Genomic DNA, 23,756 nt, shown 5'->3' with positions numbered 1-23,756 from the left:
CGGCCTCCCGCCCCTTTGTATCTTCCGCCAGACGGAATATTCCGTAGCGAAACAAACCGATAGGATCGCCCTATGCGCCGTTCGAAAATCGTCTGTACCCTCGGCCCCGCGGTCGACTCCCACGAGCAGCTCGTCGCGCTGATCAAGGCCGGCATGAACGTTGCCCGTTTCAACTTCAGCCACGGCTCGCACTCCGAGCACCAGGGCCGCTACGAGCGGGTCCGGGCCGCCGCCGCCGAGACGGGCCGCGCCATCGGCGTGCTCGCCGACCTCCAGGGCCCGAAGATCCGCCTGGAGACCTTCGCCGAGGGCCCCGTCGAGCTGGTGCGCGGTGACGAGTTCACCATCACCACCGAGGACGTCCCCGGTGACAAGACGCTCTGCGGCACGACCTACAAGGGTCTGCCCGGCGACGTCTCCAAGGGCGACCAGATCCTGATCAACGACGGCAACGTCGAGCTGCGGGTGGTCGAGGTCGACGGCGCCCGGGTCAAGACGGTCGTCATCGAGGGCGGTGTCATCTCCGACCACAAGGGCATCAACCTGCCCGGCACGGCGGTGAACGTGCCCGCGCTGTCCGAGAAGGACATCGACGACCTGCGCTTCGCCCTGCGGATGGGCTGCGACCTGGTCGCGCTCTCCTTCGTGCGGGACGCCCACGACGTGAACGACGTCCACAAGATCATGGACGAGGAGGGCCGCCGGGTCCCCGTCATCGCCAAGGTGGAGAAGCCGCAGGCGGTGGAGAACATGGAGGCCGTCGTGGCCGCCTTCGACGGTGTCATGGTCGCCCGCGGCGACCTGGCCGTCGAGTACCCGCTGGAGAAGGTCCCGATGGTGCAGAAGCGCCTGGTGGAGCTGTGCCGGCGCAACGCCAAGCCGGTGATCGTCGCGACCCAGATGATGGAGTCGATGATCACCAACTCCCGCCCGACGCGCGCCGAGGCCTCCGACGTCGCCAACGCGATCCTGGACGGCGCGGACGCGGTCATGCTGTCGGCCGAGTCCAGCGTCGGCGCGTATCCCCTCGAGACCGTGAAGACGATGTCGAAGATCGTCATCGCGGCCGAGCAGGAGCTGCTCTCCAAGGGCCTCCAGCCGCTCGTCCCCGGCAAGAAGCCGCGCACGCAGGGCGGTTCGGTGGCGCGCGCCGCCGCCGAGATCGCCGACTTCCTCGGCGGCAAGGGCCTGGTGGCCTTCACCGAGTCCGGAGACACGGCCCGCCGGCTCTCCCGCTACCGCGCCGCGCAGCCCATCCTGGCGTTCACCACGGACGAGGGCACCCGCAACCAGCTGACGCTGAGCTGGGGCGTCGAGTCCCACGTCGTGCCGTTCGTGAACAGCACCGACGAGATGGTCGACCTCGTCGACTCCGAGCTGCGCAAGCTCAACGTCTTCGACGAGGGTGACGTCGTCGTGATGACCGCGGGTTCGCCCCCCGGCGTCCCGGGCACCACGAACATGGTCCGGGTGCACCACCTGGGCGGCACCGGCCGCGGCTGATCCGGTCCCCGTACGCCGCCGAGGGCGCCCCCGTCACGGGGGCGCCCTCGGCGTCTGTGCGAGGCCGCGGGGCGGGCTCGGGGGCCCGTGCGCACGGCGAAGACCGCGACCCGGCCCTCGCATCGGCGAGGAACCGGGTCGCGGCCTGTGTGCGGCTCCCGAGCGGGTCCTGGGCCGGCCTTCCGGGCCGGCGGGTGCGGCGGTCAGCCGGTGGTGTACTGGTGCAGCCCCGGCACGGTCAGGTCTCCGCCGAACTGACCGGCCTGCACGACCTTCACCTTGGTGAAGTAGATCAGCGGGATGTTCAGCGGCGGCGGGTTGTCCGGGTCGAAGGTGACCGGGATCAGACCGAGCAGGTTGCCGGAGATGCTCTCCGTGTACATGACGGTCTTGCCGTTGCGGATGGTGGACGTCGAGCCCTTGGCCGCCTGGACGTGGTACGTCCTGCCGGTCTGCTTGTCGTCGACCGTCTGGTGCAGGTCGCCGATGTCGGTGCCGTCGGAGATCACGTACTTGAGGACCTTCTTGACGGTGCCGTTGGCGGTGCGCACCTTCACGATGCCCTGGTAGTCGGCGCCCTTGAGCAGCAGCGAGCTGGCGTTCAGGTACCACGGGTCGTCGGGCAGGGACACGGTCTTCTCGACCCCGCCCTCCTCGTCGGTGGCCGTCGGGCAGCCCTCGGCGTCCGCGCTCTCGCTCGCGGAGGGGCTCGGGGAGGCGGTGGCCTCGCCGGTGGCCTCGTCGGTGGCCTCCGCCGCCTTCTCCGTGGTGTCCTCGGCCGTCTTCGTCGCCGTGTCGGTGGTGTCCTTCACGGTGTCCTCGGCCGTCCCGGTGGCCTTGTCGGCCGTGTCCTCGACGGGGTCGGACGCCTCCTTGCCGGGGGCGGCCGTGGCGGAGGCGGACGGCGTGGGGGTGGCGCTCGGCTTCTCGTCGGGCGTGAGGACGTCCTTGATGGCGTCGCCGATGCCCAGCGGGTCCAGCGGGTTCTTGCTGCTGCTCTCGGACGGTGCCGGAGTCGGCTTCGGCGTGTCGTCGCCGCCGCTCTGGGACGTCCTGCTCGGGGACGGCGTCGGCGTGGAGTCGGCCTTGTCGTCGGAACCTGAATCCGGCGAAGAGGTCTTGTCCGGGGCCGCCGTGGCCGAGGGAGCGGGCTCCGTCGCGTCGGCGCTCGCCGAGGCGGAAGCGGATGCGGACGGCGACGGGCTGGCCGACGGCTTCTCGGACCCGTCCAGCGCCTCGACGCACTTCTGGTACTCGTCCGCCGTCAGGCTCTTGGAAGACGGGTGGTCCTCGGCCTGCGCGAGCGTCGGCGTCAGTCCCATTCCCATCAGGACGGCCGTCGGCATGGCCGCCAGGGCTATCGCCTTGCCGGCCGGCATGTGGAGCCTGGTGAGCAACGGCTTCCTGGGCGCCGCGTGGCGCGGCCCGGTTCTCACAGGGGACTCGTCCACGGCCGTCCCGTGGGTCAGCTCGTCAGCCGGCACTGTGCCTCCCGTTCGCCCCGTTGACCGGGTTCGTTCCTGACAGATCGTTCGGCTCGTTCGGCTGGACGGGCTTGCTCAGTCCGGGCACGGGCCCGGTGGCCACGCTGTCGGGGGCCTCGCTCGTGCGGGCCGCTTCGGCCGGCTTCCCGACCCGCGCTCCGGGCGCCCAGGAGACCGCCATCGCCCCGCCGATCAGGGCGAGCAGGAAACCGATCAGGAACCCGCCGAGGTTCGACACCGGGATGGACACCAGGGCCAGGAGGATCGCCGCGACACCCGCGAAGGTGCGCACGTGCTTCTGGAACCAGAGGCTGAGCCCCAGCACCACGAGCAGCACGCCGATGATCAGGGACCCCGCGCCCGCTGTGGTGGCCATGGCCAGGGTCAGATGGCCGATCTGCAGATTCGCGTACGGGAAGTAGGCGATGGGCAGCCCGCTGAGCAGGACGAACAGGCCGGCCCAGAACGGCCGCTCACCCCGCCAGGCACGGAATCGCAGCCTCTGCTGGGTGGACTGGCCGGGCGCGGCAGGAGTCTCGGCGCTCATGGAAAACAGCTCCCTGGAACGGCTTTGCTGTGAGAAGTACGCGTACTGCGGAAGGGACGGGGCGGACGGGGCAGCCGGCGGCTCCCCCGTCCGCCCCAGGGAGTGCCTAGTAGCACTCCTTGACGCCCTTGGACAGCGACATCTTCAGGCCGCTGAGCTTGAACGTTCCGGCGGTGGTCGCCCACGCCGTCTGCTTCACGCCGGTCAGCGTGGCCGAGTCGGCCTGCTGCGCGAAACCGTAGGGGTTCGCCTGGTCGCCCTTGGCGATGCCCGGACCCTTGTTGGCGTCCTTGGCGGCAACACCGATGTCGATGTTGCGGAACGTCGCGTCGGCCTGCAGGTCCTCGACGTCGATGTACAGGTTCTCGGCCTGGACCGCGGTGTCGCCACCGCCGGCCTTCAGCATGAGGCTCACGGAACCGAAGATGGGCACGTCCGGGGTGACAACGGACTGGCACATGTTCGTGATCGACGCGGACTTGAACGCCGAGACGGCGACGGGGTGAGCCGTCTTCTTGCCGTCCAGCGTGTAACCCGAGTCAATGGCTCCGTACTGCGAGAAGCCCGTACCGTCGAGCCGGTCCGCCGTCACCTTGAACGACTGACCGGAGACGCTGAACGACGCGGCGAGAGCGCCCTGCGCGAGGGCGACACCTATCGCCGCCGTCGCGGCCACACTGGGCACCATCACGACGGCGAACCGCTTCCATCTGGTTCCGCCACGCACCTGGGACTCCATATTTCCTCCTTCTCGGACGTACATCTCCTGGCCCTGACTGCCCCATGACGGCGGCTCAGCCGGGCAGGGATGGGAGAAGTGCTACGTCCTCGGGAAGGAGAGCGCCCGATCTCGGCAGCGCGAACCGCGCCCGAATCACCGGCGATCACCCCCGAGCGACAACCACTGGTCGCGCCTGACGCACATCACGCACAACCTGCTGGACAGGCTCCGCCGAAGCAGAGACCCCCCTGTCCAAGAACCGGCACCACTGCTGCCGGCCCTACTCGGTGGGGACCCAGAGAACCCGGTTGCCCGATTGGCTGTCGGGGGTACGGAAATGGACCGAGCGTCGCCGATCGTGGTGCATTCTCGCCGTCGGCACAAGGGGGTTCGTTACTCGCTAGTAACGGGCGGATAACCGAACAACGACCCGCCGGTCTCGGACGGCGACGCAGGGTGGCCCGGAGCGCGTGGGCAAAGTACTTGATTCACGGACGGAATCCGACAGATCAACGCCCGTGACTTACTCCAAGTAACAGCGGCCGCGATTACCAAGTTTTGGTAAAACGCGGCCGCACGGTCACTTCGGGAGCGAACTTTTCACCCGGGCATCACACGTCCGAGCGTTTAGGGACTGGTCAGAAGAGGGCCCGCGCCAGTGCCCTGCGCGCCGTGGCCACCCGGGGGTCGTCGGCACCGACGACCTCGAACAGTTCGAGCAGCCGGAGCCGCGCCGCGTCCCGGTCGTCGCCGGCCGTACGCCGTACGGCCTCGATCAACCGCCCGAACGCGTCCTCCACATGACCGCCCACCAGATCCAGGTCCGCGGCGGCGATCTGCGCCGGCACGTCACCCGGCTTCTCGGCCGCGTCCCTGCGCACCTGCTGCGGGTCCGCGTCCTGCACCCGCTGGAGCAGCTCGGCCTGCGCGAGCCCCAGCTTGGCCTCGCTGTTGGCCGGATCGTCGCTCAGCACGTTCTTGTACGCCTGCACGGCTCCGGCCAGATCACCCGCGTCAAGCGCCCGTACGGCGGCTTCGAGCAGCGCGTCGTAGGGGCCGGCCGGGACCTGCGGCGCCGCCGGGGCGGCGGCCGGCCCGGCCTCCGCGTCGACGGTCAGGCCGGTGAGCCCGAAGCGCTCCTCCGCCACCTGGACGAGCTGGTCCAGCGTGCCGCGGATCTGTGTCTCGCTCGCGGCCCCCTGGAAGAGCGGGAGCGCCTGGCCGGCGACCACCGCGAAGACGGCCGGGATCCCCTGGATCCCGAACTGCTGCATCAGCATCTGGTTGGCGTCGACGTCGATCTTGGCCAGCACGAAGCGGCCGGCGTACTCGAGAGCCAGCCGCTCCAGGACCGGGCTCAGCTGCTTGCACGGCTCGCACCACTCGGCCCAGAAGTCGATGACGACCGGTACCTCGGTGGAGCGCTGCAGGACATCGCGCTCGAAACCCGCCTCGTCTACGTCGATGACGAGGCTGGCGGGGGATACGGCCCCGCCGCCGCCCTGCCTGGCCGCTTCGGCGCGCGCCTGCTCCGCCTTCGCCTTGGCCTCCTGGGCCGCCTTCACCGCGGCGAGGTCGACGACTCCGCTCATGGACATGTTCCGTGGCTGCATGAGTACATCCTCCCCCTTCCGCGCGCACGAGTGAAAAGCGTGCCCGAAGCCAGACCCGCGGCATGGTCAAAGCCCGGCCTGTTTGCGTACTGTTCGGCGCCGGGTCCCCACCTGGCGCCTGTGGTTGTCGCTCGCGCGGCACGGCCGCGCACAGCTTTCGCTACGGGTCGTAGCGTAACTCCCCGGAGGCACCGCTGTCCGCCCCGCCCCGGTGATCTCCCTCACGACTTCACACAACAGCCGGATATCGTCCCCTGCATGCCCGGATATGGTCGCTGACATGCACCGTCGCACTCCGGCCTCCCGCACGGGGCGCCCCCGCAGCGCCACCGCGGACGCCGCGATCCTGGACGCGACCCGCGCGGTCCTGGTCGAACTGGGCTGGTCCAAACTCACGTTGGGGGACGTCGCGACCCGTGCCGGGGTGGCCAAGACGACGCTCTACCGCCGCTGGGCGGGCAAGAACGAACTCGTCGTCGACGCCGTGGCCGTCCTCTTCGACGAACTGGAACTTCCCGACCGCGGCAGCCTCGCCGCCGACATCGAGGGCGTCGTCCTTCAGTTCGCGGCGATCCTCGGCCGCCCCGAGACGAAGACGGCCCTGATGGCCGTCGTCGCGGAGTCCACCCGCGACGAACCGCTGCGCGAGCGCATCCGCACGTCGATCGTCGACCGCCAGAAGCGCCTCGTCGTGGAGGGCCGCTCCCGTGCCCAGGAACGCGGCGAACTGCCCCCCGAGGAGGACCCGGAGTCGGCCGCCCGCACGGCGGACCTGATCTTCGACGTGGTCGCGGGAGCGGTGGTGCACCGCACCCTGGTCAGCGCGGAGCCCGCGGACGAGGAGTGGGTCCGCAGCTTCACCCGCGTACTCCTCCTCGGCCTGACGGGCGCGGCGGCCCCGGACTGAACCGGAGGTACGCCGGCCCTTCGGACGCCCGAGGACGAGCACGTCGGCGGGGCCGGGTCCCGGGGGCGGCACCCCCGGGACCCGGCCCCGCCGCACACGGGAGGGCGGCTCAGAACCCCGCCGGTTCCGTGTACACCCCCCACTCCTCACGGAGCACCCCGCAGATCTCCCCGAGCGTCGCCTCGGCCCGGACCGCGTCCAGCATGGGCCCGATCATGTTCGACCCGCTCCGCGCCGCCGCGAGCATCGCGTCCAGCGCCCCCCGGACGGCCGCGTCGTCGCGTGCGTCCTTGCGGGCGGCCAGCGCCCGCACCTGCTCCCGTTCGACCTCGTGGCTGACCCGCAGGATCTCCAGGTCGCCGGTCACGGAACCGTGGTGCACGTTGACGCCCACCACCCGCTTGTCCCCCTTCTCCAGGGACTGCTGGTACTGGAAGGCGGACTCGGCGATCTCGCCGGTAAACCATCCGTCCTCGATGCCCCGCAGGATGCCCGAGGTGATCGGGCCGATCGGGTGCCGCCCGTCGGGGTGCGCCCGCAGGCCCCGCTCCCTGATCTGCTCGAAGATCTTCTCGGCCTCGGCCTCGATCCGGTCGGTGAGCTGCTCGACGTACCAGGAACCGCCCAGCGGGTCGGCGACGTTGGCGACGCCGGTCTCCTCCATCAGCACCTGCTGCGTGCGCAGCGCGATCTCCGCCGCCTGCTCCGAGGGCAGGGCGAGGGTCTCGTCCAGCGCGTTGGTGTGCAGCGAGTTGGTGCCGCCGAGGACCGCGGCCAGCGCCTCCACGGCGGTGCGCACCACGTTGTTGTACGGCTGCTGCGCGGTCAGCGAGACACCGGCCGTCTGCGTGTGGAAGCGCAGCCACTGCGCCTTCTCGGACGCGGCGCCGTACACGTCCCGCATCCAGCGGGCCCAGATGCGCCGCGCCGCGCGGAACTTGGCGATCTCCTCGAAGAAGTCGACGTGCGCGTCGAAGAAGAAGGACAGGCCGGGCGCGAACACGTCCACGTCCAGCCCGCGGCTCAGCCCGAGCTCGACGTAACCGAATCCGTCCGCGAGCGTGTACGCCAGCTCCTGCGCGGCCGTGGAACCGGCCTCCCGGATGTGGTAACCGGAGACGGACAGCGGCTTGTACGCGGGGATCCTCGCCGCGCAGTGCTCCATCAGGTCGCCGATGAGCCGCAGGTGCGGTTCGGGCTGGAAGAGCCACTCCTTCTGCGCGATGTACTCCTTGAAGATGTCCGTCTGGAGGGTGCCGTTCAGCACGGACGGATCCACGCCCTGGCGCTCGGCGGCGACCAGGTACATGCAGAAGACCGGGACGGCCGGCCCGCTGATCGTCATCGACGTCGTGACGTCACCGAGCGGGATGTCCTGGAACAGGACCTCCATGTCGGCCGCCGAGTCGATGGCCACGCCGCAGTGCCCGACCTCGCCCAGCGAGCGCGTGTCGTCGGAGTCGCGCCCCATCAGTGTCGGCATGTCGAAGGCGACGGACAGTCCACCGCCGCCGTTGGCCAGGATCTTCTTGTACCGCTCGTTCGTCTGCTCGGCGTTCCCGAACCCGGCGAACTGCCGGATGGTCCACGTCCGCCCCCGGTAGCCGGTCGCGTGGAGCCCGCGGGTGAACGGGTACTCCCCGGGCCAGCCGATCCGGTCGAAGCCCGCGTAGATGTCGCCGGGCCGCGGCCCGTACACCGGCTCCACGGGATCGCCGGAGAGCGTGGTGAAATCGGCCTCGCGCTTGCGCGAAGCGTCGTACCGGGCCTGCCAGCGTCGGCGGCCCTCCTCGATGGCGTCAGCGTCCATACCTTCGAATTTACTAGGACGTCCTAGTAAATGTCGATGGCTCACCGCCGTACACGCCCGTACGGCGGTGGCGCGCTGTCCGGCCGGGCCCCGGTCCCGGAACCGCGGTCAGGCCTTGGCGACGGCGGGCGAGTCGTCCGCGACCAGGGGCTCGAGCTCCCGGCTGACCTTGCGCTCCACGAAGAACGCGGCCGTCGGGATCGTGCCCGCGACGAGCACCCACAGCTGCTTGCCGACCGGCCACTTCGCCTTGGAGCCCAGGTCGAAGGCGAAGACGAGATAGAGGACGTAGAGCCAGCCGTGCGCGATACCGACCACCTTGGTGAAGTCCTCGGCGCCGTCGATGTGCAGCAGGTACTTGGCGATCACGCCGAGGGTCAGCAGGACCAGCAGCACACCGGTGACGTAGGCCATGACGCGGTAGCGGGTCAGCACGCTCTTTTTCATGCCTACGAGCGTAACCGCCGGTTTCGTACGGTCTTCGCGCGCCCCCGCGGCCGGACGGCGGCCCCTACTCCTCGTCGAAGTCCTGCGCCGCGAGGCGCAGCGGGCGGAGCATCGCGAAGATCTCCGCGCACTCCTCGGCGTCGTACACCCCGAGGCCGAAGTCCATCGCCATCAGGTCGCGGGTGGCGGCGTCGACCACCTCACGGCCCTTGTCCGTGATGGACGCGAGGGTGCCGCGCCCGTCGTTCGGGTTGGGGCGCTTGGCCACCAGGCCCGACCTGACCAGCCGGTCCACGGTGTTCGTGACGGACGTCGGGTGCACCATCAGCCGCTCGCCGATCTTCGACATGGGCAGCTCGCCCTCCTTGGAGAAGGTGAGCAGCACCAGCGCCTCGTACCGCGCGAAGGTCAGCCCGTACGGCTTGACGACCGCGTCGACCTCGGCGAGCAGGATCTGGTGTGCCCGCATGATCGAGGTGATCGCCGCCATGGACGGCACGGCACCCCAGCGCCGCTTCCACAGTTCGTCGGCGCGGGCGATGGGATCGAAGGCGAGAGCGAGGGGCTTCGGCACGGCAAAGACCCTACCGGCCGGTCATATCGTGGTCAGCCCCGTCTCGCCTTTCGGTCCCCGGCCCCACGTCACCCGCGTCCTCGCCGCCCCCGAGAGCCTCTCTGCCCTCCGTGCGCCGGGCCTCGGCGGCCAGCAGGGCGCAGCGCAGGATGCCCAGCGCCCCGGCGCCGTCGACCGTGGCGGCCGTCCCGGCGAACTTGGCGGCGACGCCCGCCAGCGCCATCCCGACGCCCTGGACGGTCATCACCAGCGGCAGGACCAGGGGCCGGGCGAGGCCGGGGTGCAGGGCATAGCCGAGGCAGGGCAGCGGGGAGAGGCAGACGAGCGCAGGGGCGGCACCCGGCACAGCAGGAGCAGCACCCGTACCCGCCGGTCGGCGAGGACCTGCCGGGCGCCGCGCAGGGAGTCCTTGCACCGGGTGCCCGGCGCACGAGGGCAACCGGGCCCGCCCGGGGCCCCGAGTCGCGCGGACTACGCGGACAGGTGGCGTTCGATCGTCTCGACCTTGGACGTCAGCCCGTCCGTCACCGACGGGCGGATGTCGGCCTTCAGGACGAGGGACACCCGGGGCGCCCGGCGCTCGACCGCGGCCACCGCGCGCCTGACGACGTCCATGACCTCGTCCCACTCCCCCTCGACGGAGGTGAACATGGCGTCGGTGCGGTGCGGCAGGCCCGACTCGCGGACCACGCGGACCGCGTCGGCGACGTACTCGCCCACGTCCTCGCCGACGCCCAGCGGCGTCACGGAGAAGGCGACGATCATGACGCCTTCACGACTCCCTCGCGGCGCGCACGGGACGCGATGACCGCGTCCTCGGCCTCGCGCCGCAGCTTGCGCTCGGCGAAGAACCCGCCGGTGGGCAGGACGGAGAGCACGAAGTAGAGCGCGGCGGTCCCCAGCGGCCACTTGGTCCGGTTCCAGGCGTCGGCCCAGAAGATCACGTACAGGATGAAGAGGACACCGTGGACCGCGCCCATGACGGGCACCGCGTTGAAGTCCGTCGTGCGCTTGAGCACCGAGCAGACGAGCAGCAGCAGGAAGGACACGGCCTCGGGGGCCGAGACCAGGCGGAGACGGCGGAGGGCGGTGGCGGTCTTCAGGTCCACGGGTCACCTTCGGGGGAGATTCGCGTCGGCGGGCAGGAGCGCTTTGTGAACGCACGCACAAGCGTCGGTTCATTGTGGCATCCGGGCCCGGATGCCCCGGTCCTGGGGTGACGGCCGCCCCGGTCCGTGGGTGACGGCCGCCCCTTAGGGGTGCGATCAGGGACGTTCTCCACCCGTGGGCCCTGTCGGCGGCCCCGCCGGGCGGCTACCTTCGCACCGTGGCGATGTTCCGACTCCAAGGCAGCAAGGTGCTGGCCGTAGACATGACCGGCGACGCCGTTAAGGCGAAGAACGGCTCGATGGTCGCGTACGACGGGCAGATGGCCTTCAAGAAGCTGAGTGGCGGCGGCGAGGGGATCCGGGGAATGGTGACCCGCCGCCTCACCGGCGAACAGATGATCATGATGGAGGTGAAGGGTCAGGGGACCTGCTGGTTCGCCGACCGGGCTTCCGAGATCAACCTCGTGAACCTCCAGGGGGACAAGCTGTACGTCGAGTCGAGCAACCTGCTCGCGACGGACGCCGGACTGCGGACGGGCACGTCCTTCACCGGTGTCCGCGGCGCCTCGCAGGGCAACGGCCTGTTCACGACGACGGTCGAGGGCCACGGCCAGGCGGCGATCATGTCCGACGGCCCGGCGGTGGTGCTGCGGGTCAGCTCCCAGTACCCGCTCACCGTCGACCCGGGCGCGTACATCGCGCACCAGGGCGATGTGCGGCAGTCCTTCCAGTCCGGTGTGACGTTCCGCACGTTCATGGGCGAGGGCGGCGGCGAGGCCTTCCAGATCCGCTTCGAGGGCGACGGCCTGGTCTACGTACAGCCCAGTGAGCGCAACACGATCGCGGGGGATGTCTGAGATGCCCTTCCGTGAGATCAACTCGAAGATGATCGAGGCGACCGTCCTCCCCGGCCGGCGGCTGTTCAGTCAGCGCGGCGCGATGCTCGCGTACAAGGGGGAGGTCTCCTTCACCCCGAACATGCAGGGCGGCCAGGGCGGTGTGATGTCGATGATCGGCCGCCGCCTGGCGAACGAGGCCACCCCCCTGATGACCGTCGAGGGCTCCGGCACGGTGCTCTTCGGGCACGGCGGCCATCACATCGAGGTCATCACCCTCACGGGTGACACCCTGTTCGTGGAGGCGGACCGGTTGCTCGCCTTCGACGGGACGCTGGAGCAGGGCACGATGTTCATGGGCTCGCAGGGCGGGGTCATGGGCATGGTGCGCGGCCAGGTGACGGGCCAGGGCCTGTTCACCACGACCCTGAAGGGCCACGGCTCGGTCGCGGTCATGGCGCACGGGGGCGTGATCCAGGTCCCGATCACCCCGCAGCGCCCGGTCCACGTCGACCCCCAGGCGTACGTGGCGCACCACGGCGACGTGCGCAACAAGCTGTCCACGGCGCTCGGCTGGCGCGACATGGTGGGCCGCGGCTCGGGCGAGGCGTTCCAGCTGGAGCTGAGCGGCAGTGGTGCGGTGTACGTCCAGGCCTCGGAGGAGAAGCTGTGAGCGCGTACGGAGCCTCGGGCCCGGTGGTCTTCGATCCGGCGACCCTGCCGGTCGACGACAACGTGAACAAGTACACCTTCTGCGTGGAGCTCAAGGGGAGCCAGTGGTTCCTGCAGAAGGGCAAGATGATCGCGTACTACGGATCGATGGAATTCAACGGCATCGGGCACGGCCGGCTGGACCGTCTGGTGCGTACGTCGTTCCATTCGCCACTGCACGCGAGCGACTGGGTGGTGGCCGAGGGTTCGGGCAAGATGCTGCTCGCCGACCGGGCCTTCGACGTGAATTCGTACGACTTGGACGAGGGCAACCTGACCATTCGCTCGGGCAACCTCCTCGCTTTTCAGCCAACTCTCGCGCTGAAGCAGTCCATCGTCCCGGGCTTCCTGACGCTGATCGGAACGGGCAAGTTCGTGGCCGCCTCGAACGGCCCCGTGGTGTTCATGGAACCGCCGATCCGGGTGGACCCGCAGGCCCTCGTCGGATGGGCCGACTGCCCCTCCCCCTGCCACCACTACGACCACGGTTACCTGACAGGTGTCATGGGCGGTCTACGTGCGATGACGGGCATCGGCGGGGCTTCCGGGGAAGAGCACCAGTTCGAGTTCGTCGGGGCGGGTACGGTCCTGCTCCAGTCGTCCGAGGCCCTGATGGCGGAGCAGGCCACCGGAGCGGTTCCGCAGCAGGCCGGGGTACCGGGCGGCGGCGGGGTGCCGGGCCAGCACGGAGGGCAAGCCGGCGCACCGCGTCTTCCCGGACAGCTGGGGGACCTCCAGCGTCGCTTCGGGCTGTGAGCGGTAGTCTGCGGAGTGTGACGTCGAACGCGTGCGCGTAGTCACACCGCCCTCACTAGTTCGCCTTTCAACCTTTTAGGTAGACTTCATTTATGGAGACCGAGACGGCCACGCGCTGGCTGACCGATGCGGAGCAGTGCGCCTGGCGCACCCACCTGGAGGTCAACATGCTGTTGACATACCAGCTCGAAAAGGACCTCCAGCCGTTCGGACTGACGATGAACGACTACGAGATCCTGGTGAATCTCTCCGAGTCGGAGGACGTACGGATGCGGATGAGCGACCTCGCGTCCGCCACCCTCCAGTCCAAGAGTCGCCTCTCTCACCAGATCACCCGCATGGAGAACGCGAACCTGGTTCGTCGTGAGAACTGCGAATCCGACCGAAGAGGACTGTACGCGGTCCTCACCGACCACGGCCTGGAGACGATGCGGAAGGTCGCCCCGCACCATGTGGCGTCCGTGCGCAGGCACTTCATCGACCTGCTCTCCCCGGAGGCCCTGCACAGCCTCCACAAGTCGCTGACCCCGATCGCGGAGCAGCTGCGGGGCCAGCGGGGCCGTCCCTGACCGTCACCCGGTCCCGGCGCCCCGTGCCGACCGGCCCACGGGCAGCCTGAGTTCGAAGAGCGCCCCACCTCCGGGCGCCGCGCGGACGGTGAGCGTGCCGCCGTGCCGCAGCGCGACGTCGCGGGCGATGGCGAGGCCGAGACCGGCCCCGCCGTCGTCCCGGCTGCGGGCGTCGTCGAGCCGGACGAACCGCTCGAAGATCCGCTCCCGCTCCTCCTCCGGCACGCCCGCCCCGTCGTCCTCGACCCCGAGCACGGCCCAGCCGCCCTCCCGGCGCAGGGTGACGGCGACCCGGTCGCGCGCATGGCGTCGCGCGTTGTCCAGCAGGTTGGCCAGCACCCGCGCCAGCTGCCCCCGGGAGCCGGTCACCTCGACCGCCTCGGCGTCCGCGGTGACGCCGGTCCGCTCGGCGGTCTCCTCCCGGACCAGCGCCCCGAGGTCGAACCGGGCCCGCCCCGGCCCCTCCCCCGCGTCGAGCCGCGCCAGCAGCAGCAGATCGGCCGCCAGCCGCTGCAGCCGTACGGTGTCCTCGACGGCTCCTTCGACATCCAGCAGTCCGGGGTGGGCCGCGCCCACCTCCAGCTGGGTGCGCAGCGAGGCGATCGGGCTGCGCAGCTCGTGCGAGGCGTCGGCGACGAACCGGCGCTGCCGCTCCACGGAGGTCTCCAGGGCGGCCAGTGTCTCGTTGGTCGTCCGGGCGAGCCGGGCCACCTCGTCGTGTGTGGCGGGCACGGGCACCCGCCGTGCCAGGTCCTCGGAGGCCGTGATGGCGGCCATCTCCCTGCGGATGCCCTCCACGGGCCGCAGCGCCCGGCGGGTGACCAGCCAGGTCACCCCGGCCACCACGCCCAGCAGCAGCGGGAAGCCGATGAGCATCACGGTCAGCGCGGTGCCCACGGCGCTCTGCTCGGTGGACAGCGGCCGGCCGGCGTACACGGTGAGATCGCCCTTGTCCCGGACGCTCACCTCCACGGCCGCGAAGCGGTAGTCCGCCGTGTCCCCGTCGATCGTGGCGGACCCGTCGCTGTGGCTCACCTCGTCGCCGATCTCGCCGGGTTCGAGCGGGTCGTCGCCGTGGCGGCCGCCCCCGTGGTCGTCGTCCTCGCCGGCCGCCGGGGGCTCGGGCCGCACCGCGCCGACTCCCGTGCCGCTGATCCGCTCCAGGTGCTCGCTCGCCGCGACGAGCCGTCCGGACTCGTCCACCACCTGTACCGGCTGGTCGTCGTCCAGCGACAACTCGTCGTAGGGGGTGCCGGCGGACAGGTCGGCGGCCACCTCCCGCGCGGCCCGCTCCGCCTGGGTGCCGGCCTGCACGATCAGGTTGGACCGCAGCGACAGCAGTACGGCGGTCCCGGCGGCGACCAGCGCGATCGCCACGACGAGGGTCGCGCCGAGGGTGGCCTTGGCCCGTACCGAGCCGAACAGGCGCCTCATCGCGCGTCCAGCCGGTACCCGGCGCCGCGCACGGTTCGGATGAGGTCGGGCCCCAGCTTGCGGCGCAGCGTGCTCACGTACACCTCGACGATGTTCGGGTCACCGTCGTACGCGAAGTCCCAGACGTGCTCCATGATGCCGGCCTTGGACACGACCTCCCCGGCCCGTACGACGAGCTGTTCCAGGACCGCGAACTCCTTGGTGGTGAGGGCGACTTCGTCCTCGCCGAGGAAGACGCGCCGGGCCGCCGTGTCGACCTTCAGGTCGCCGACGACCCGCACGGGCGAGGCCCCGGCCGTGCCGCGCCGGCGCAGCAGCGCCTTCACGCGCGCCACCAGCACCACGTACGAGAACGGTTTGGTCAGGTAGTCGTCGGCGCCGGTGTCGAGCCCCTCCGCCTCGTCGTACTCGCCGTCCTTGGCGGTGAGCATCAGGATCGGCACGTCGTGGCCGGCGGCGCGGAGGGCGGCGCAGACCCGGTACCCGTTCATGCCGGGCAGCATGATGTCGAGGATCACCAGGTCGTACGTCCCCTCACCCGCCCGGTGGAGTCCCGTCGGCCCGTCGTGGACGACGTCCACGGCGAAGCCCTCCGCGGTCAGTCCCCCGGCGAGCGACAGAGCCAGCCGCTTCTCGTCCTCCACGATCAACAGGCGCATACGACCAGCGTCCCAAACCGAAGCTGAAGAGCCCTTCAGGCGCCTTCAGGACGGCTTCAGCGGCCGTCGGGCAGGTTGGTTCCCGTCGCAACACGGCATCGCCGTTGAAACCGGGAGGACATCTCATGAAGCGCAACATCGTCATCGCCGCCGTCACCGCCGCGGCCCTGATCGGAGGCGGCTCCGCGACGGCTCTCGCGGTCGCGGGTGACGACGACGGGCCGGCGCGGCAGCCGAGCGCGCGGGGTGCGGACGACGCCCGGGACGACTCCCGCGACGACGACGCCGCGGAGGAGAAGTCCGAGGCCGCGCGGGCCGAGAAGGCCGAGGTGAGCGCGGCCGGGGCCGTCGACGCCGCGCTGGGTCACACGCCGGGTACCGCGGTCTCCGTGGACCTCGACGACGACGCCGGGAAGGCGGTCTGGGAGGTCGACGTCCTGACCCGGGGCGGCAATTGGCGCAGCGTCGGGATCGACCCCGTCACCGGCGGGGTTCTCGGCTCGCACGCCGGCGACGAGGACGACACCGCCGAGATCCGGGCCGCCCTGAAGGGCACCTCCACCTCCGCGGCCGAGGCGGCCCGCGCCGCCGCCGCGAAGGGGACGGTGACCTCCCTCGACCTCGAGGACGAGGACGGCGGGAGCGGTTTCTGGGACGCGGAGACCCGGTCCCCGGACGGCGTCGAGCACGACTGGCGCGTGGACCCGCGCACGGCGCGGGTGAGCCCGGCCGCCACGTCGGACGACGACTGACCCCGGGGCACCGCCCGGGCAACTCACGTTGTCCACCAGGCATCAGGCATCAGGCAACCGGCATCAGGCGCCTGGCGCCTGGCGCCTGGCGCCGTGGCCGAGATCGATGAGGGACGGCGGACCCCGCGCCTACGGGGTGCGCCCGCGCCTGCCCTCGCGCGCGGCTGCCCGCGCCGCGTTCGGCACGACCCGCATCCGCCCTCCCGCAGGAGGTCCCGACCCGCCGCCACGGGGGGGGTGGAGGCGCGCCCGGTCTCAGCCGGACGTCAGCCCCGCCACCAACTCGTCCGCCGCCCGGTAGGGATCCAGCTCCCCCGCCACGATCCGCTCCGCCAGCGCGCTCAGCCGCCGGTCCCCGTGCAGGTCACCGATCCGCTCCCGCAGCGCCGTGACCGCGATCGTCTCGACCTCGCGAGCGGCCCGCGACAGCCGCCGCTCGCCCAGCACCCCCCGCTCCTCCATCCACGCGCGGTGCTTCTCCAGGGCCTCGACGACCTCGTCGATCCCCTCCCCCCGCGCCGCCACCGTCTTGACGATCGGCGGCCGCCAGTCCCCCGGCCCGCGGGACTCCCCGAGTCCGAGCATGTGGTTCAGCTCGCGGGCCGTGGCGTCGGCGCCGTCCCGGTCGGCCTTGTTCACGACGTAGACGTCACCGATCTCCAGGATCCCGGCCTTCGCCGCCTGGATCCCGTCGCCCATCCCGGGGGCGAGCAGCACCACCGAGGTGTCGGCCTGCGAGGCGATCTCCACCTCGGACTGCCCGACACCGACGGTCTCGACGAGGATGACGTCGCAGCCCGCCGCGTCCAGGACGCGGATCGCCTGGGGGGCCGCCCAGGCGAGGCCGCCCAGGTGCCCGCGGGTGGCCATCGAGCGGATGTAGACCCCGGGATCCGACGCGTGCTCGGACATCCGTACCCGGTCCCCGAGCAGCGCGCCCCCGGAGAACGGCGACGACGGGTCGACGGCGAGCACCCCGACCCGCCGACCGAGCCGCCGGTAGGCGGTCACCAGCGCCGACGTGGAGGTCGACTTGCCGACACCCGGCGACCCGGTCAGCCCCACCACGTACGCGTTCCCGGCGAGCGGGGCCAGCGCCGCCATGACCTCACGGAGCTGCTCGGACGCCCCCTCCACCAGGGAGATCAGCCGGGCCACGGCCCGCGGCCGTCCTTCCCTGGCCTGGGCCACCAGTGAGGAGACGTCCTGCATCACAGCTCCGTTCAGTCGAGTCGGTCGGTAGTGGAGGAACCGCGGAGGAACCCCGCGGAGCCGTCAGGCCCTGGGCACCCGCACGATCAGCGCGTCACCCTGCCCGCCGCCGCCGCACAGCGCGGCCGCGCCCACGCCACCGCCGCGCCGCCTGAGCTCCAGCGCGAGGTGCAGGACGAGCCGGGCGCCGGACATTCCGATCGGGTGACCCAGCGCGATGGCACCGCCGTTGACGTTCACCTTCTCCGAGGAGACGCCGAGGTCCTTCATCGACTGCACGGCCACCGCGGCGAACGCCTCGTTGATCTCGATCAGATCAAGATCCGCGACGTCCAGGCCCTCCTTCTTCAGCGCGTGCCGGATGGCGTTGGACGGCTGCGACTGCAACGAGTTGTCCGGCCCGGCCACGTTGCCGTGCGCGCCGATCTCGGCGATCCACTCCAGGCCCAGCTCCTGCGCCTTGGCCTTGCTCATCACGACCACGGCCGCCGCGCCGTCCGAGATCTGCGAGGAGGTACCGGCCGTGATCGTGCCGTCCTTGGTGAATGCGGGGCGCAGCTTGCCGAGCGAGTCGGCGGTGGTCTCGCCGCGGATGCCCTCGTCCTGGCTGAAGACGACGGGCTCGCCCTTGCGCTGCGGGATCTCGACCGGCGTGATCTCCGCCTCGAAGATGCCGTTCTTCTGGGCGGCGGCGGCCCGCTGGTGGGACAGCGCCGCGATCTCGTCCTGCTCGGGACGGTCGATGCCGAGACGGGTGTTGTGCTTCTCCGTCGACTCGCCCATGGCGATGTTCTCGAAGGCGTCCGTCAGCCCGTCGTACGCCATGGCGTCGAGCATCTGGATCGCACCGTACTTGTAGCCCTCGCGGGACTTCGGGAGCAGGTGCGGGGCGTTCGTCATGGACTCCTGGCCGCCGGCGACCACCACGTCGAATTCGCCGGCGCGAATGAGCTGGTCGGCGAGCGCGATGGCGTCGAGGCCCGACAGACACACCTTGTTGATGGTGAGCGCGGGCACGCTCATCGGGATGCCGGCCTTGACCGCGGCCTGCCGTGCCGGGATCTGCCCCGCCCCGGCCTGCAGGACCTGGCCCATGATGACGTACTGCACCTGGTCGCCGCCGATACCCGCACGGTCGAGGGCGGCCTTGATCGCGAATCCTCCGAGGTCGGCTCCGGAGAAGGACTTCAGCGAGCCGAGCAACCGTCCCATCGGGGTGCGGGCACCCGCGACGATCACGGAGGTCGTGCTGTTCGTTCCAGACATGAGGTGCGATCCCCTTCCAGCTTGCACAGCTGAGGAGTGAACGAGTGGGAGGTCTGGGGGGACTCCCCACAGATGAGGGTGTACTTGAATGTACTGAGCGGTACGCCACCCGTCATCCGGCGGCGAGTGTGATCGCGCGCACGTTGCGTAACCACCCGAGGAGCGCTGCACTGACTCCATGCTGACGCGAATCGACCACATCGGGATCGCCTGTTTCGACCTGGACAGGACCGTCGAGTTCTACCGTGCGACGTACGGCTTCGAGGTCTTCCACTCCGAGGTCAACGAGGAGCAGGGCGTGCGAGAGGCCATGCTCAAGATCAACGAGACGTCCGACGGCGGCGCCTCCTACCTCCAGCTGCTGGAACCCACCCGCGAGGACTCCGCGGTCGGCAAGTGGCTGGCCAAGAACGGCGAGGGGGTGCACCACATCGCCTTCGGCACGGCGGACGTCGACGCCGACGCGGCGGACATCAGGGAGAAGGGCGTACGCGTCCTCTACGACGAGCCCCGGCGCGGCTCGATGGACTCCCGGATCACCTTCCTGCACCCCAAGGATTGTCATGGCGTGCTGACAGAACTGGTCACTTCGGCGGCTGTTGAGTCACCTGAGCACTGACCTCCGTATATCTGGGCCGGTAGGGTTGGGGGCGGCCGCCGCCACATCGGGGCGGCCCGGGGCCTGCCGTTGGGTCGGCCCCGGGGTTCTGTCTGCGACAGGACCGAGGGCCGGGGTCCAGGTTTCGGGGGGCGAGCGTCGGGGCAGCAGCCCGTGCTCCGCCGTTGATCTGACACCATTCCCCGGGGGCCCCGTTCGGCGGACGGACGGTGCTCGTTCGGAAAGACTTGCGACCAGGGGACGGATGGGACCGCGCAGTGCGGGGCTACGAACGCCAGGAGCGAGAGCCGGCGGCTGACGTCGACCACCTCTCTCGGTTCGAGGCCGAGATGGAACGGCTGAAGACCGAGCGGGAGAAGGCCGTCCAGCACGCCGAGGACCTCGGCTATCAGGTCGAGGTGCTGCGCGCCAAGCTGCACGAGGCGCGCCGCACTCTGGCGTCCCGTCCTGCCTACGACGGAGCCGACCTCGGCTATCAGGCCGAACAGCTGCTCCGCAACGCCCAGATCCAGGCCGACCAGCTGCGCGCGGACGCCGAGCGGGAGCTGAGCCAGGCCCGCGCGCAGACGCAGCGCATCCTCCAGGAGCACGCCGAACAGGCCGCCCGGCTCCAGGCGGAGTTGCACCAGGAGGCCGTCACCCGCCGCCAGCAGCTCGACCAGGAGCTGGCGGAGCGCCGGCAGACCGTCGAGTCCCATGTCAACGAGAACGTGGCCTGGGCCGAGCAGCTGCGGGCCCGCACCGAGCAGCAGGCCCGCCGGCTCCTGGAGGAGTCGCGTGCCGAGGCCGACCAGGCGCTGGCCGCGGCCCGCGCGGAGGCCGAGCGGATCGCCGCCGAGGCCCGCCAGCGGCTCACCACCGACGCCGAGACGGCCCGCGCGGAGGCCGAGCAGCTGCTGCGCCGGGCCCGCACGGACGCCGAGCGCCTGCTGAACGCCGCGTCCACGCAGGCCCAGGAGGCCACCCAGCACGCCGAGCAGCTCCGCAGTTCCACCGCGACGGAGTCCGACGCCGCGCGGCGCCAGGCCACCGAGCTGAGCCGGACCGCCGAGCAGCGCATGGCGGAGGCCGAGAAGGCGCTGCGCGAGGCGCGCGCCGAGGCCGACAAGCTGGTCGCCGAGGCGAAGGAGGCCGCCGCCAAGGCCCTGTCCAGCGCGGAGTCGGCGAACGAGCAGCGCACGCGGACGGCGAAGGAGCAGGTCGCCCGGCTGGTCAGTGAGGCCACCAAGGAGGCCGAGACCACCAAGGCGGACGCCGAGCAGCTCGTCGCGGACGCCCGGGCGGCGGCCGAGAAGATCGTCGCGGAGGCCGAGGAGAACGCCCGCACCCTCACCGCCGAGGAGACCGCCTCGCAGCTCGCCCAGGCGGCGCGCACGGCCGAGGAGGTCCTCGACAAGGCGTCGGAGGACGCCAAGAAGACCACCAGGGCGGCGACCGAGGAGGCCGAGCGGATCCGCTCCGAGGCGGAGGCCGAGGCGGACCGGCTGCGGGCCCAGGCGCACGACATCGCCGAGGAGCTCAAGGGCGCGGCGAAGGACGACACCAAGGAGTACCGGGCCAAGACGGTCGAGCTGCAGGAGGAGGCGCGCCGGCTGCGCGGCGAGGCCGAGCAGCTGCGGGCCGACGCGGTCTCCGAGGGCGAGCGGATCCGCGGCGAGGCCCGGCGTGAGGCCGTCCAGCAGATCGAGGAGGCGGCCAAGACCGCCGAGGAGCTGCTGGCGAAGGCGAAGGCGGACGCGGACGAGCTGCGGACGACCGCCACCGCGGACAGCGAGCGGGTGCGCACCGAGGCCATCGAGCGCGCGACGACGCTGCGCCGGCAGGCCGAGGAGACGCTGGAGCGCACGCGCGCCGAGGCGGAGCGGCATCGCGCGGAGGCCGTCGAGCACTCCGAGGGCATCAAGGCGGACGCCGAGCGGGCGGCGCTGGAGCTGCGCGAGGAGACCGAGCGGGCGCTCACGGCCCGGCGGGCCGAGGCCGCGGAGGAACTGAACCGGCTGCGCACGGAGGCCGAGGAGCGTCTCACCGCCGCCGAGCAGGCGCTGACCGACGCCCGTGCGGAGGCCGAGCGGATCCGCCGCGAAGCCGCCGACGAGGCGGAGCGGCTGCGCACGGAGGCCGCCGAGCGGATCCGTACGCTGCAGGGACAGGCCGAGGCGGAGGCGGAGCGACTGCGCACGGAGGCGGCGGCGGACGCGTCCGCGTCGCGGGCCGAGGGCGAGAACATCGCCGTACGGCTGCGTTCGGAGGCGGCGGCGGAGGCCGAGCGGCTGAAGTCGGAGGCCCAGGACACCGCCGACCGGGTGCGGGCGGAGGCGCAGGCCGCGGCGGAGCGGCTGGCGGCCGAGGGCGCGGAGACGCTGGCCGCCGCGCAGGAGGAGGCCGCCCGGCGCCGTCGCGAGGCCGAGGAGCTGCTCGGTGCGGCGCGTCAGGAGGCCGACCAGGAGCGCGAGCGGGCCCGCGAGCAGAGCGAGGAGCTGCTGGCGTCGGCGCGTACCCGGGTGGACGAGGCGCAGGCGGAGGCCGTACGGCTGGTCGAGGAGGCCGACCGGCGTGCGACGGAGATGGTCGCGAGCGCCGAGCAGACCGCTCAGCAGGTGCGCGACGCCGTGGCCGGGCTGCACGAGCAGGCGCAGGAGGAGATCACCGGGCTGCGTTCGGCCGCCGAGCACGCGGCGGACCGTACGCGGACCGAGGCACAGGCGGAGGCGGACCGGGTCCGCGCCGACGCGTACGCCGAGCGGGAACGCGCCGCCGAGGACGCGGCGCGGGTGCGGCGGGAGGCGTCCGAGGAGTCGGAGGCCGCCAAGTCCCTCGCGGAGCGTACGGTCGCGGACGCGATCGCCGAGTCCGAGCGGATGCGTTCGGATGCCGCGGAGCACGCCCAGCGGGCCCGTACGGAGGCGTCCGACACCATCGCGAACGCCGATCAGGACGCGTCGCGCACCCGCGCGGAGGCCAGGGAGGACGCGAACCGGATCCGTTCCGACGCGGCCACCCAGGCGGACACCCTCATCAACGAGGCGCGGTCCGAGGCGGAGCGGCTGGCGAACGAGACGGCCGCGGAGGCCGAGCGGGTCCGTGCGGAGTCCGTCTCGAAGGCCGAGAAGCTCATCTCGGACGCGACGGGCGACGCGGAACGGCTGCGCGCCGAGGCGGCGGAGACGGTCGGTTCCGCGCAGCAGCACGCGGAGCGGATCCGTACGGAGGCGGAGCGGGCCGGGGCCGAGGCGGCCGCGGAGGCCGAGCGGGTCACGACGGCCGCGCGCGAGAAGGCCGAGCAGATGCTGGACGAGGCCCGCCAGGAGGCCAACAAGCGGCGGTCCGAGGCGGCCGAGCAGGTCGACACGCTCATCTCGGAGACGGCAGCCGAGGCGGACAAGCTGCTCTCGGAGGCGCAGCAGGCGGCGCAGAAGACCACGGCGGACGCCGAGGGGCAGGCCGACACGATGGTGGGCGCGGCCCGCAACGAGGCCGAGCGTCTGGTGTCCGGGGCGACCGTGGAGGGCAACACGCTGGTGGAGCGGGCCCGTGCGGACGCCGACGAGCTGCTGGTCGGCGCGCGCCGGGACGCCACGGCGATAAGGGAGCGGGCGGAGGAGCTGCGGGACCGGATCACCTCGGAGATCGAGGAGCTGCACGACCGGGCCCGCCGGGAGTCCGCGGAGGCGATGAAGACGGCGGGCGAGCGCTGCGACGCGCTGGTGAAGGCCGCCGAGGAGCAGCTCGCGGAGGCCGAGGCGAAGGCGAAGAACCTGGTCGCGGAGGCCAACTCCGAGGCGAGCAAGGTGCGGATCGCCGCCGTCAAGAAGGCCGAGGGACTCCTCAAGGAGGCCGAGCAGAAGAAGTCCTCGCTCGTCGCCGAGGCCACGAAGATCAAGGCCGATGCCGAGCAGGAGGCGCGGCGCATGGTCGAGGAGGGCAGGCGCGATCTCGATGTGCTGGTGCGCCGGCGGGAGGACATCAATGTCGAGATCTCCCGTGTCCAGGACGTCCTGGAGGCGTTGGAGTCTTTCGAGGCTCCGGCTGCCGGCAAGGACGGTGGGGTCAAGGCGGGGGCTGCCGTCGGCGGGCCCCGTTCGGGTGGCAAGACGTCAGAGAGCTAGCGGACAGGGCTTGTTCCGTGCTTGGCCAGGACCTTCGGCACAGCCGCTGGCAAGCCCTGCGACGGGCAGCCACCCAAAAGGAGTGTCATTCTCCAGATCAAACACGTATCCGCTCGATGAC

Annotated in this window: 23 protein-coding genes; 9 read left to right on the top strand and 14 right to left on the bottom strand. The window is 71.4% G+C overall.

What is annotated here, in order from left to right:
- Positions 1–72 precede the first annotated feature (72 nt).
- Positions 73–1,503: a pyruvate kinase gene (gene pyk / locus ACFYP4_RS20290; protein ID WP_388786757.1), complete on the top strand. Its 1,431-nt coding sequence runs from the start codon at positions 73–75 to the stop codon at positions 1,501–1,503.
- 203 nt (positions 1,504–1,706) lie between these two features.
- Here pyk and ACFYP4_RS20285 read toward each other — a convergent pair whose 3' ends face one another.
- The 4 genes from ACFYP4_RS20285 to ACFYP4_RS20270 all read right to left on the bottom strand — a co-directional run bounded on the left by ACFYP4_RS20285 (position 1,707) and on the right by ACFYP4_RS20270 (position 5,868).
- Positions 1,707–2,987, bottom strand: coding sequence for a hypothetical protein (locus ACFYP4_RS20285; protein WP_388786754.1), 1,281 nt, complete (start codon positions 2,985–2,987; stop codon positions 1,707–1,709).
- Positions 2,977–3,534, bottom strand: coding sequence for a DUF6114 domain-containing protein (locus tag ACFYP4_RS20280; protein WP_358852241.1), 558 nt, complete (start codon positions 3,532–3,534; stop codon positions 2,977–2,979). The genes ACFYP4_RS20285 and ACFYP4_RS20280 overlap by 11 nt, the downstream gene beginning before the upstream one ends.
- Before the next feature lie 106 nt (positions 3,535–3,640).
- Positions 3,641–4,273: a DUF6230 family protein gene (locus tag ACFYP4_RS20275; protein ID WP_358852240.1), complete on the bottom strand. Its 633-nt coding sequence runs from the start codon at positions 4,271–4,273 to the stop codon at positions 3,641–3,643.
- Between the two features lie 620 nt (positions 4,274–4,893).
- Positions 4,894–5,868, bottom strand: coding sequence for a tetratricopeptide repeat protein (locus tag ACFYP4_RS20270; protein ID WP_358852239.1), 975 nt, complete (start codon positions 5,866–5,868; stop codon positions 4,894–4,896).
- 280 nt (positions 5,869–6,148) lie between these two features.
- Between ACFYP4_RS20270 and ACFYP4_RS20265 the strand changes: the two genes are divergently transcribed.
- Positions 6,149–6,775, top strand: a complete 627-nt coding sequence (locus tag ACFYP4_RS20265; protein WP_358852238.1) for a TetR/AcrR family transcriptional regulator — start codon at positions 6,149–6,151, stop codon at positions 6,773–6,775.
- A 109-nt stretch (positions 6,776–6,884) separates the two neighbouring features.
- Here ACFYP4_RS20265 and ACFYP4_RS20260 read toward each other — a convergent pair whose 3' ends face one another.
- From ACFYP4_RS20260 to ACFYP4_RS20235, 6 genes are all read right to left on the bottom strand, one after another.
- Positions 6,885–8,585 carry a methylmalonyl-CoA mutase gene (locus ACFYP4_RS20260; protein ID WP_388786750.1) on the bottom strand — a complete coding sequence of 567 codons (1,701 nt, stop codon included), beginning with the start codon at positions 8,583–8,585 and terminating at the stop codon, positions 6,885–6,887.
- A gap of 108 nt (positions 8,586–8,693) precedes the next feature.
- The gene (locus ACFYP4_RS20255; RefSeq protein ID WP_358854233.1) at positions 8,694–9,032 is read right to left on the bottom strand and encodes a DUF3817 domain-containing protein; all 339 of its coding nucleotides are present in this window, start codon (positions 9,030–9,032) and stop codon (positions 8,694–8,696) included.
- 64 nt (positions 9,033–9,096) lie between these two features.
- Entirely contained in the window at positions 9,097–9,606 is a 510-nt protein-coding gene (locus ACFYP4_RS20250) for a MarR family transcriptional regulator (protein WP_358854232.1), read from the bottom strand.
- A gap of 10 nt (positions 9,607–9,616) precedes the next feature.
- On the bottom strand, positions 9,617–9,952 hold the full coding sequence (locus tag ACFYP4_RS20245) for a hypothetical protein (protein ID WP_388786746.1): 336 nt from the start codon (positions 9,950–9,952) through the stop codon (positions 9,617–9,619).
- 125 nt (positions 9,953–10,077) lie between these two features.
- Positions 10,078–10,371: an MTH1187 family thiamine-binding protein gene (locus ACFYP4_RS20240; protein WP_358854230.1), complete on the bottom strand. Its 294-nt coding sequence runs from the start codon at positions 10,369–10,371 to the stop codon at positions 10,078–10,080.
- Entirely contained in the window at positions 10,368–10,715 is a 348-nt protein-coding gene (locus tag ACFYP4_RS20235; protein ID WP_358854229.1) for a DUF3817 domain-containing protein, read from the bottom strand. The genes ACFYP4_RS20240 and ACFYP4_RS20235 overlap by 4 nt, the downstream gene beginning before the upstream one ends.
- A gap of 224 nt (positions 10,716–10,939) precedes the next feature.
- Between ACFYP4_RS20235 and ACFYP4_RS20230 the strand changes: the two genes are divergently transcribed.
- From ACFYP4_RS20230 to ACFYP4_RS20215, 4 genes are all read left to right on the top strand, one after another.
- A complete protein-coding gene (locus ACFYP4_RS20230; RefSeq protein ID WP_358854236.1) occupies positions 10,940–11,572 on the top strand; it encodes an AIM24 family protein in 633 nt (210 codons plus the stop codon).
- A gap of 1 nt (position 11,573) precedes the next feature.
- Positions 11,574–12,224 (top strand): AIM24 family protein, encoded by a 651-nt coding sequence (locus tag ACFYP4_RS20225; RefSeq protein ID WP_358854235.1) that lies wholly within the window; start codon positions 11,574–11,576, stop codon positions 12,222–12,224.
- Positions 12,221–13,018, top strand: a complete 798-nt coding sequence (locus tag ACFYP4_RS20220) for an AIM24 family protein (RefSeq protein WP_358854228.1) — start codon at positions 12,221–12,223, stop codon at positions 13,016–13,018. Before ACFYP4_RS20225 ends, ACFYP4_RS20220 begins: the two co-directional genes overlap by 4 nt.
- Positions 13,019–13,110: 92 nt before the next feature.
- Entirely contained in the window at positions 13,111–13,587 is a 477-nt protein-coding gene (locus ACFYP4_RS20215) for a MarR family transcriptional regulator (protein WP_358854227.1), read from the top strand.
- 3 nt (positions 13,588–13,590) lie between these two features.
- On the opposite strand, the gene ACFYP4_RS20210 is transcribed toward ACFYP4_RS20215, so the two are convergent.
- Both ACFYP4_RS20210 and ACFYP4_RS20205 read right to left on the bottom strand, forming a co-directional pair.
- Positions 13,591–15,021 (bottom strand): HAMP domain-containing sensor histidine kinase, encoded by a 1,431-nt coding sequence (locus ACFYP4_RS20210; RefSeq protein WP_358854226.1) that lies wholly within the window; start codon positions 15,019–15,021, stop codon positions 13,591–13,593.
- Positions 15,018–15,680 (bottom strand): response regulator transcription factor, encoded by a 663-nt coding sequence (locus ACFYP4_RS20205; protein ID WP_358854225.1) that lies wholly within the window; start codon positions 15,678–15,680, stop codon positions 15,018–15,020. Before ACFYP4_RS20205 ends, ACFYP4_RS20210 begins: the two co-directional genes overlap by 4 nt.
- A gap of 125 nt (positions 15,681–15,805) precedes the next feature.
- On the opposite strand from ACFYP4_RS20205, the gene ACFYP4_RS20200 reads away from it, so the two are divergent.
- A complete protein-coding gene (locus ACFYP4_RS20200; RefSeq protein ID WP_388786739.1) occupies positions 15,806–16,432 on the top strand; it encodes a PepSY domain-containing protein in 627 nt (208 codons plus the stop codon).
- A gap of 255 nt (positions 16,433–16,687) precedes the next feature.
- Here ACFYP4_RS20200 and meaB read toward each other — a convergent pair whose 3' ends face one another.
- Together meaB and ACFYP4_RS20190 are read right to left on the bottom strand one after the other, a co-directional pair.
- Positions 16,688–17,644, bottom strand: coding sequence for a methylmalonyl Co-A mutase-associated GTPase MeaB (meaB, locus tag ACFYP4_RS20195; protein ID WP_388786736.1), 957 nt, complete (start codon positions 17,642–17,644; stop codon positions 16,688–16,690).
- A 63-nt stretch (positions 17,645–17,707) separates the two neighbouring features.
- The gene (locus tag ACFYP4_RS20190) at positions 17,708–18,910 is read right to left on the bottom strand and encodes an acetyl-CoA C-acetyltransferase (protein WP_358854222.1); all 1,203 of its coding nucleotides are present in this window, start codon (positions 18,908–18,910) and stop codon (positions 17,708–17,710) included.
- 178 nt (positions 18,911–19,088) lie between these two features.
- Here ACFYP4_RS20190 and mce point away from each other — a divergent pair, with 178 nt between their 5' ends.
- Positions 19,089–19,529: a methylmalonyl-CoA epimerase gene (mce, locus tag ACFYP4_RS20185; protein WP_358854221.1), complete on the top strand. Its 441-nt coding sequence runs from the start codon at positions 19,089–19,091 to the stop codon at positions 19,527–19,529.
- 257 nt (positions 19,530–19,786) lie between these two features.
- Positions 19,787–23,635 (top strand): polarized growth protein Scy, encoded by a 3,849-nt coding sequence (gene scy, locus ACFYP4_RS20180; protein ID WP_388786731.1) that lies wholly within the window; start codon positions 19,787–19,789, stop codon positions 23,633–23,635.
- The last annotated feature ends 121 nt before the right edge of the window (positions 23,636–23,756 follow it).

It is taken from the genome of Streptomyces sp. NPDC005551 (assembly GCF_042871785.1).
Lineage (GTDB): Bacteria > Actinomycetota > Actinomycetes > Streptomycetales > Streptomycetaceae > Streptomyces.
This window is presented reverse-complemented; position numbering and strand designations above follow the sequence as displayed.

Excerpts from the sequence above, each read along its gene's own strand:
- pyk (WP_388786757.1), top strand. The coding sequence starts at position 73 with ATGCGCCGTTCGAAAATCGTCTGTACCCTCGGCCCCGCGGTCGACTCC.
- ACFYP4_RS20200 (WP_388786739.1), top strand. The coding sequence starts at position 15,806 with ATGAAGCGCAACATCGTCATCGCCGCCGTCACCGCCGCGGCCCTGATC.
- ACFYP4_RS20210 (WP_358854226.1), bottom strand. The coding sequence starts at position 15,021 with ATGAGGCGCCTGTTCGGCTCGGTACGGGCCAAGGCCACCCTCGGCGCG.
- ACFYP4_RS20190 (WP_358854222.1), bottom strand. The coding sequence starts at position 18,910 with ATGTCTGGAACGAACAGCACGACCTCCGTGATCGTCGCGGGTGCCCGC.
- ACFYP4_RS20205 (WP_358854225.1), bottom strand. The coding sequence starts at position 15,680 with ATGCGCCTGTTGATCGTGGAGGACGAGAAGCGGCTGGCTCTGTCGCTC.
- ACFYP4_RS20225 (WP_358854235.1), top strand. The coding sequence starts at position 11,574 with ATGCCCTTCCGTGAGATCAACTCGAAGATGATCGAGGCGACCGTCCTC.
- mce (WP_358854221.1), top strand. The coding sequence starts at position 19,089 with ATGCTGACGCGAATCGACCACATCGGGATCGCCTGTTTCGACCTGGAC.
- ACFYP4_RS20240 (WP_358854230.1), bottom strand. The coding sequence starts at position 10,371 with ATGATCGTCGCCTTCTCCGTGACGCCGCTGGGCGTCGGCGAGGACGTG.
- ACFYP4_RS20215 (WP_358854227.1), top strand. The coding sequence starts at position 13,111 with ATGGAGACCGAGACGGCCACGCGCTGGCTGACCGATGCGGAGCAGTGC.
- ACFYP4_RS20275 (WP_358852240.1), bottom strand. The coding sequence starts at position 4,273 with ATGGAGTCCCAGGTGCGTGGCGGAACCAGATGGAAGCGGTTCGCCGTC.
- ACFYP4_RS20255 (WP_358854233.1), bottom strand. The coding sequence starts at position 9,032 with ATGAAAAAGAGCGTGCTGACCCGCTACCGCGTCATGGCCTACGTCACC.
- ACFYP4_RS20230 (WP_358854236.1), top strand. The coding sequence starts at position 10,940 with ATGTTCCGACTCCAAGGCAGCAAGGTGCTGGCCGTAGACATGACCGGC.
- ACFYP4_RS20280 (WP_358852241.1), bottom strand. The coding sequence starts at position 3,534 with ATGAGCGCCGAGACTCCTGCCGCGCCCGGCCAGTCCACCCAGCAGAGG.
- ACFYP4_RS20265 (WP_358852238.1), top strand. The coding sequence starts at position 6,149 with ATGCACCGTCGCACTCCGGCCTCCCGCACGGGGCGCCCCCGCAGCGCC.
- ACFYP4_RS20270 (WP_358852239.1), bottom strand. The coding sequence starts at position 5,868 with ATGCAGCCACGGAACATGTCCATGAGCGGAGTCGTCGACCTCGCCGCG.
- ACFYP4_RS20260 (WP_388786750.1), bottom strand. The coding sequence starts at position 8,585 with ATGGACGCTGACGCCATCGAGGAGGGCCGCCGACGCTGGCAGGCCCGG.
- meaB (WP_388786736.1), bottom strand. The coding sequence starts at position 17,644 with ATGCAGGACGTCTCCTCACTGGTGGCCCAGGCCAGGGAAGGACGGCCG.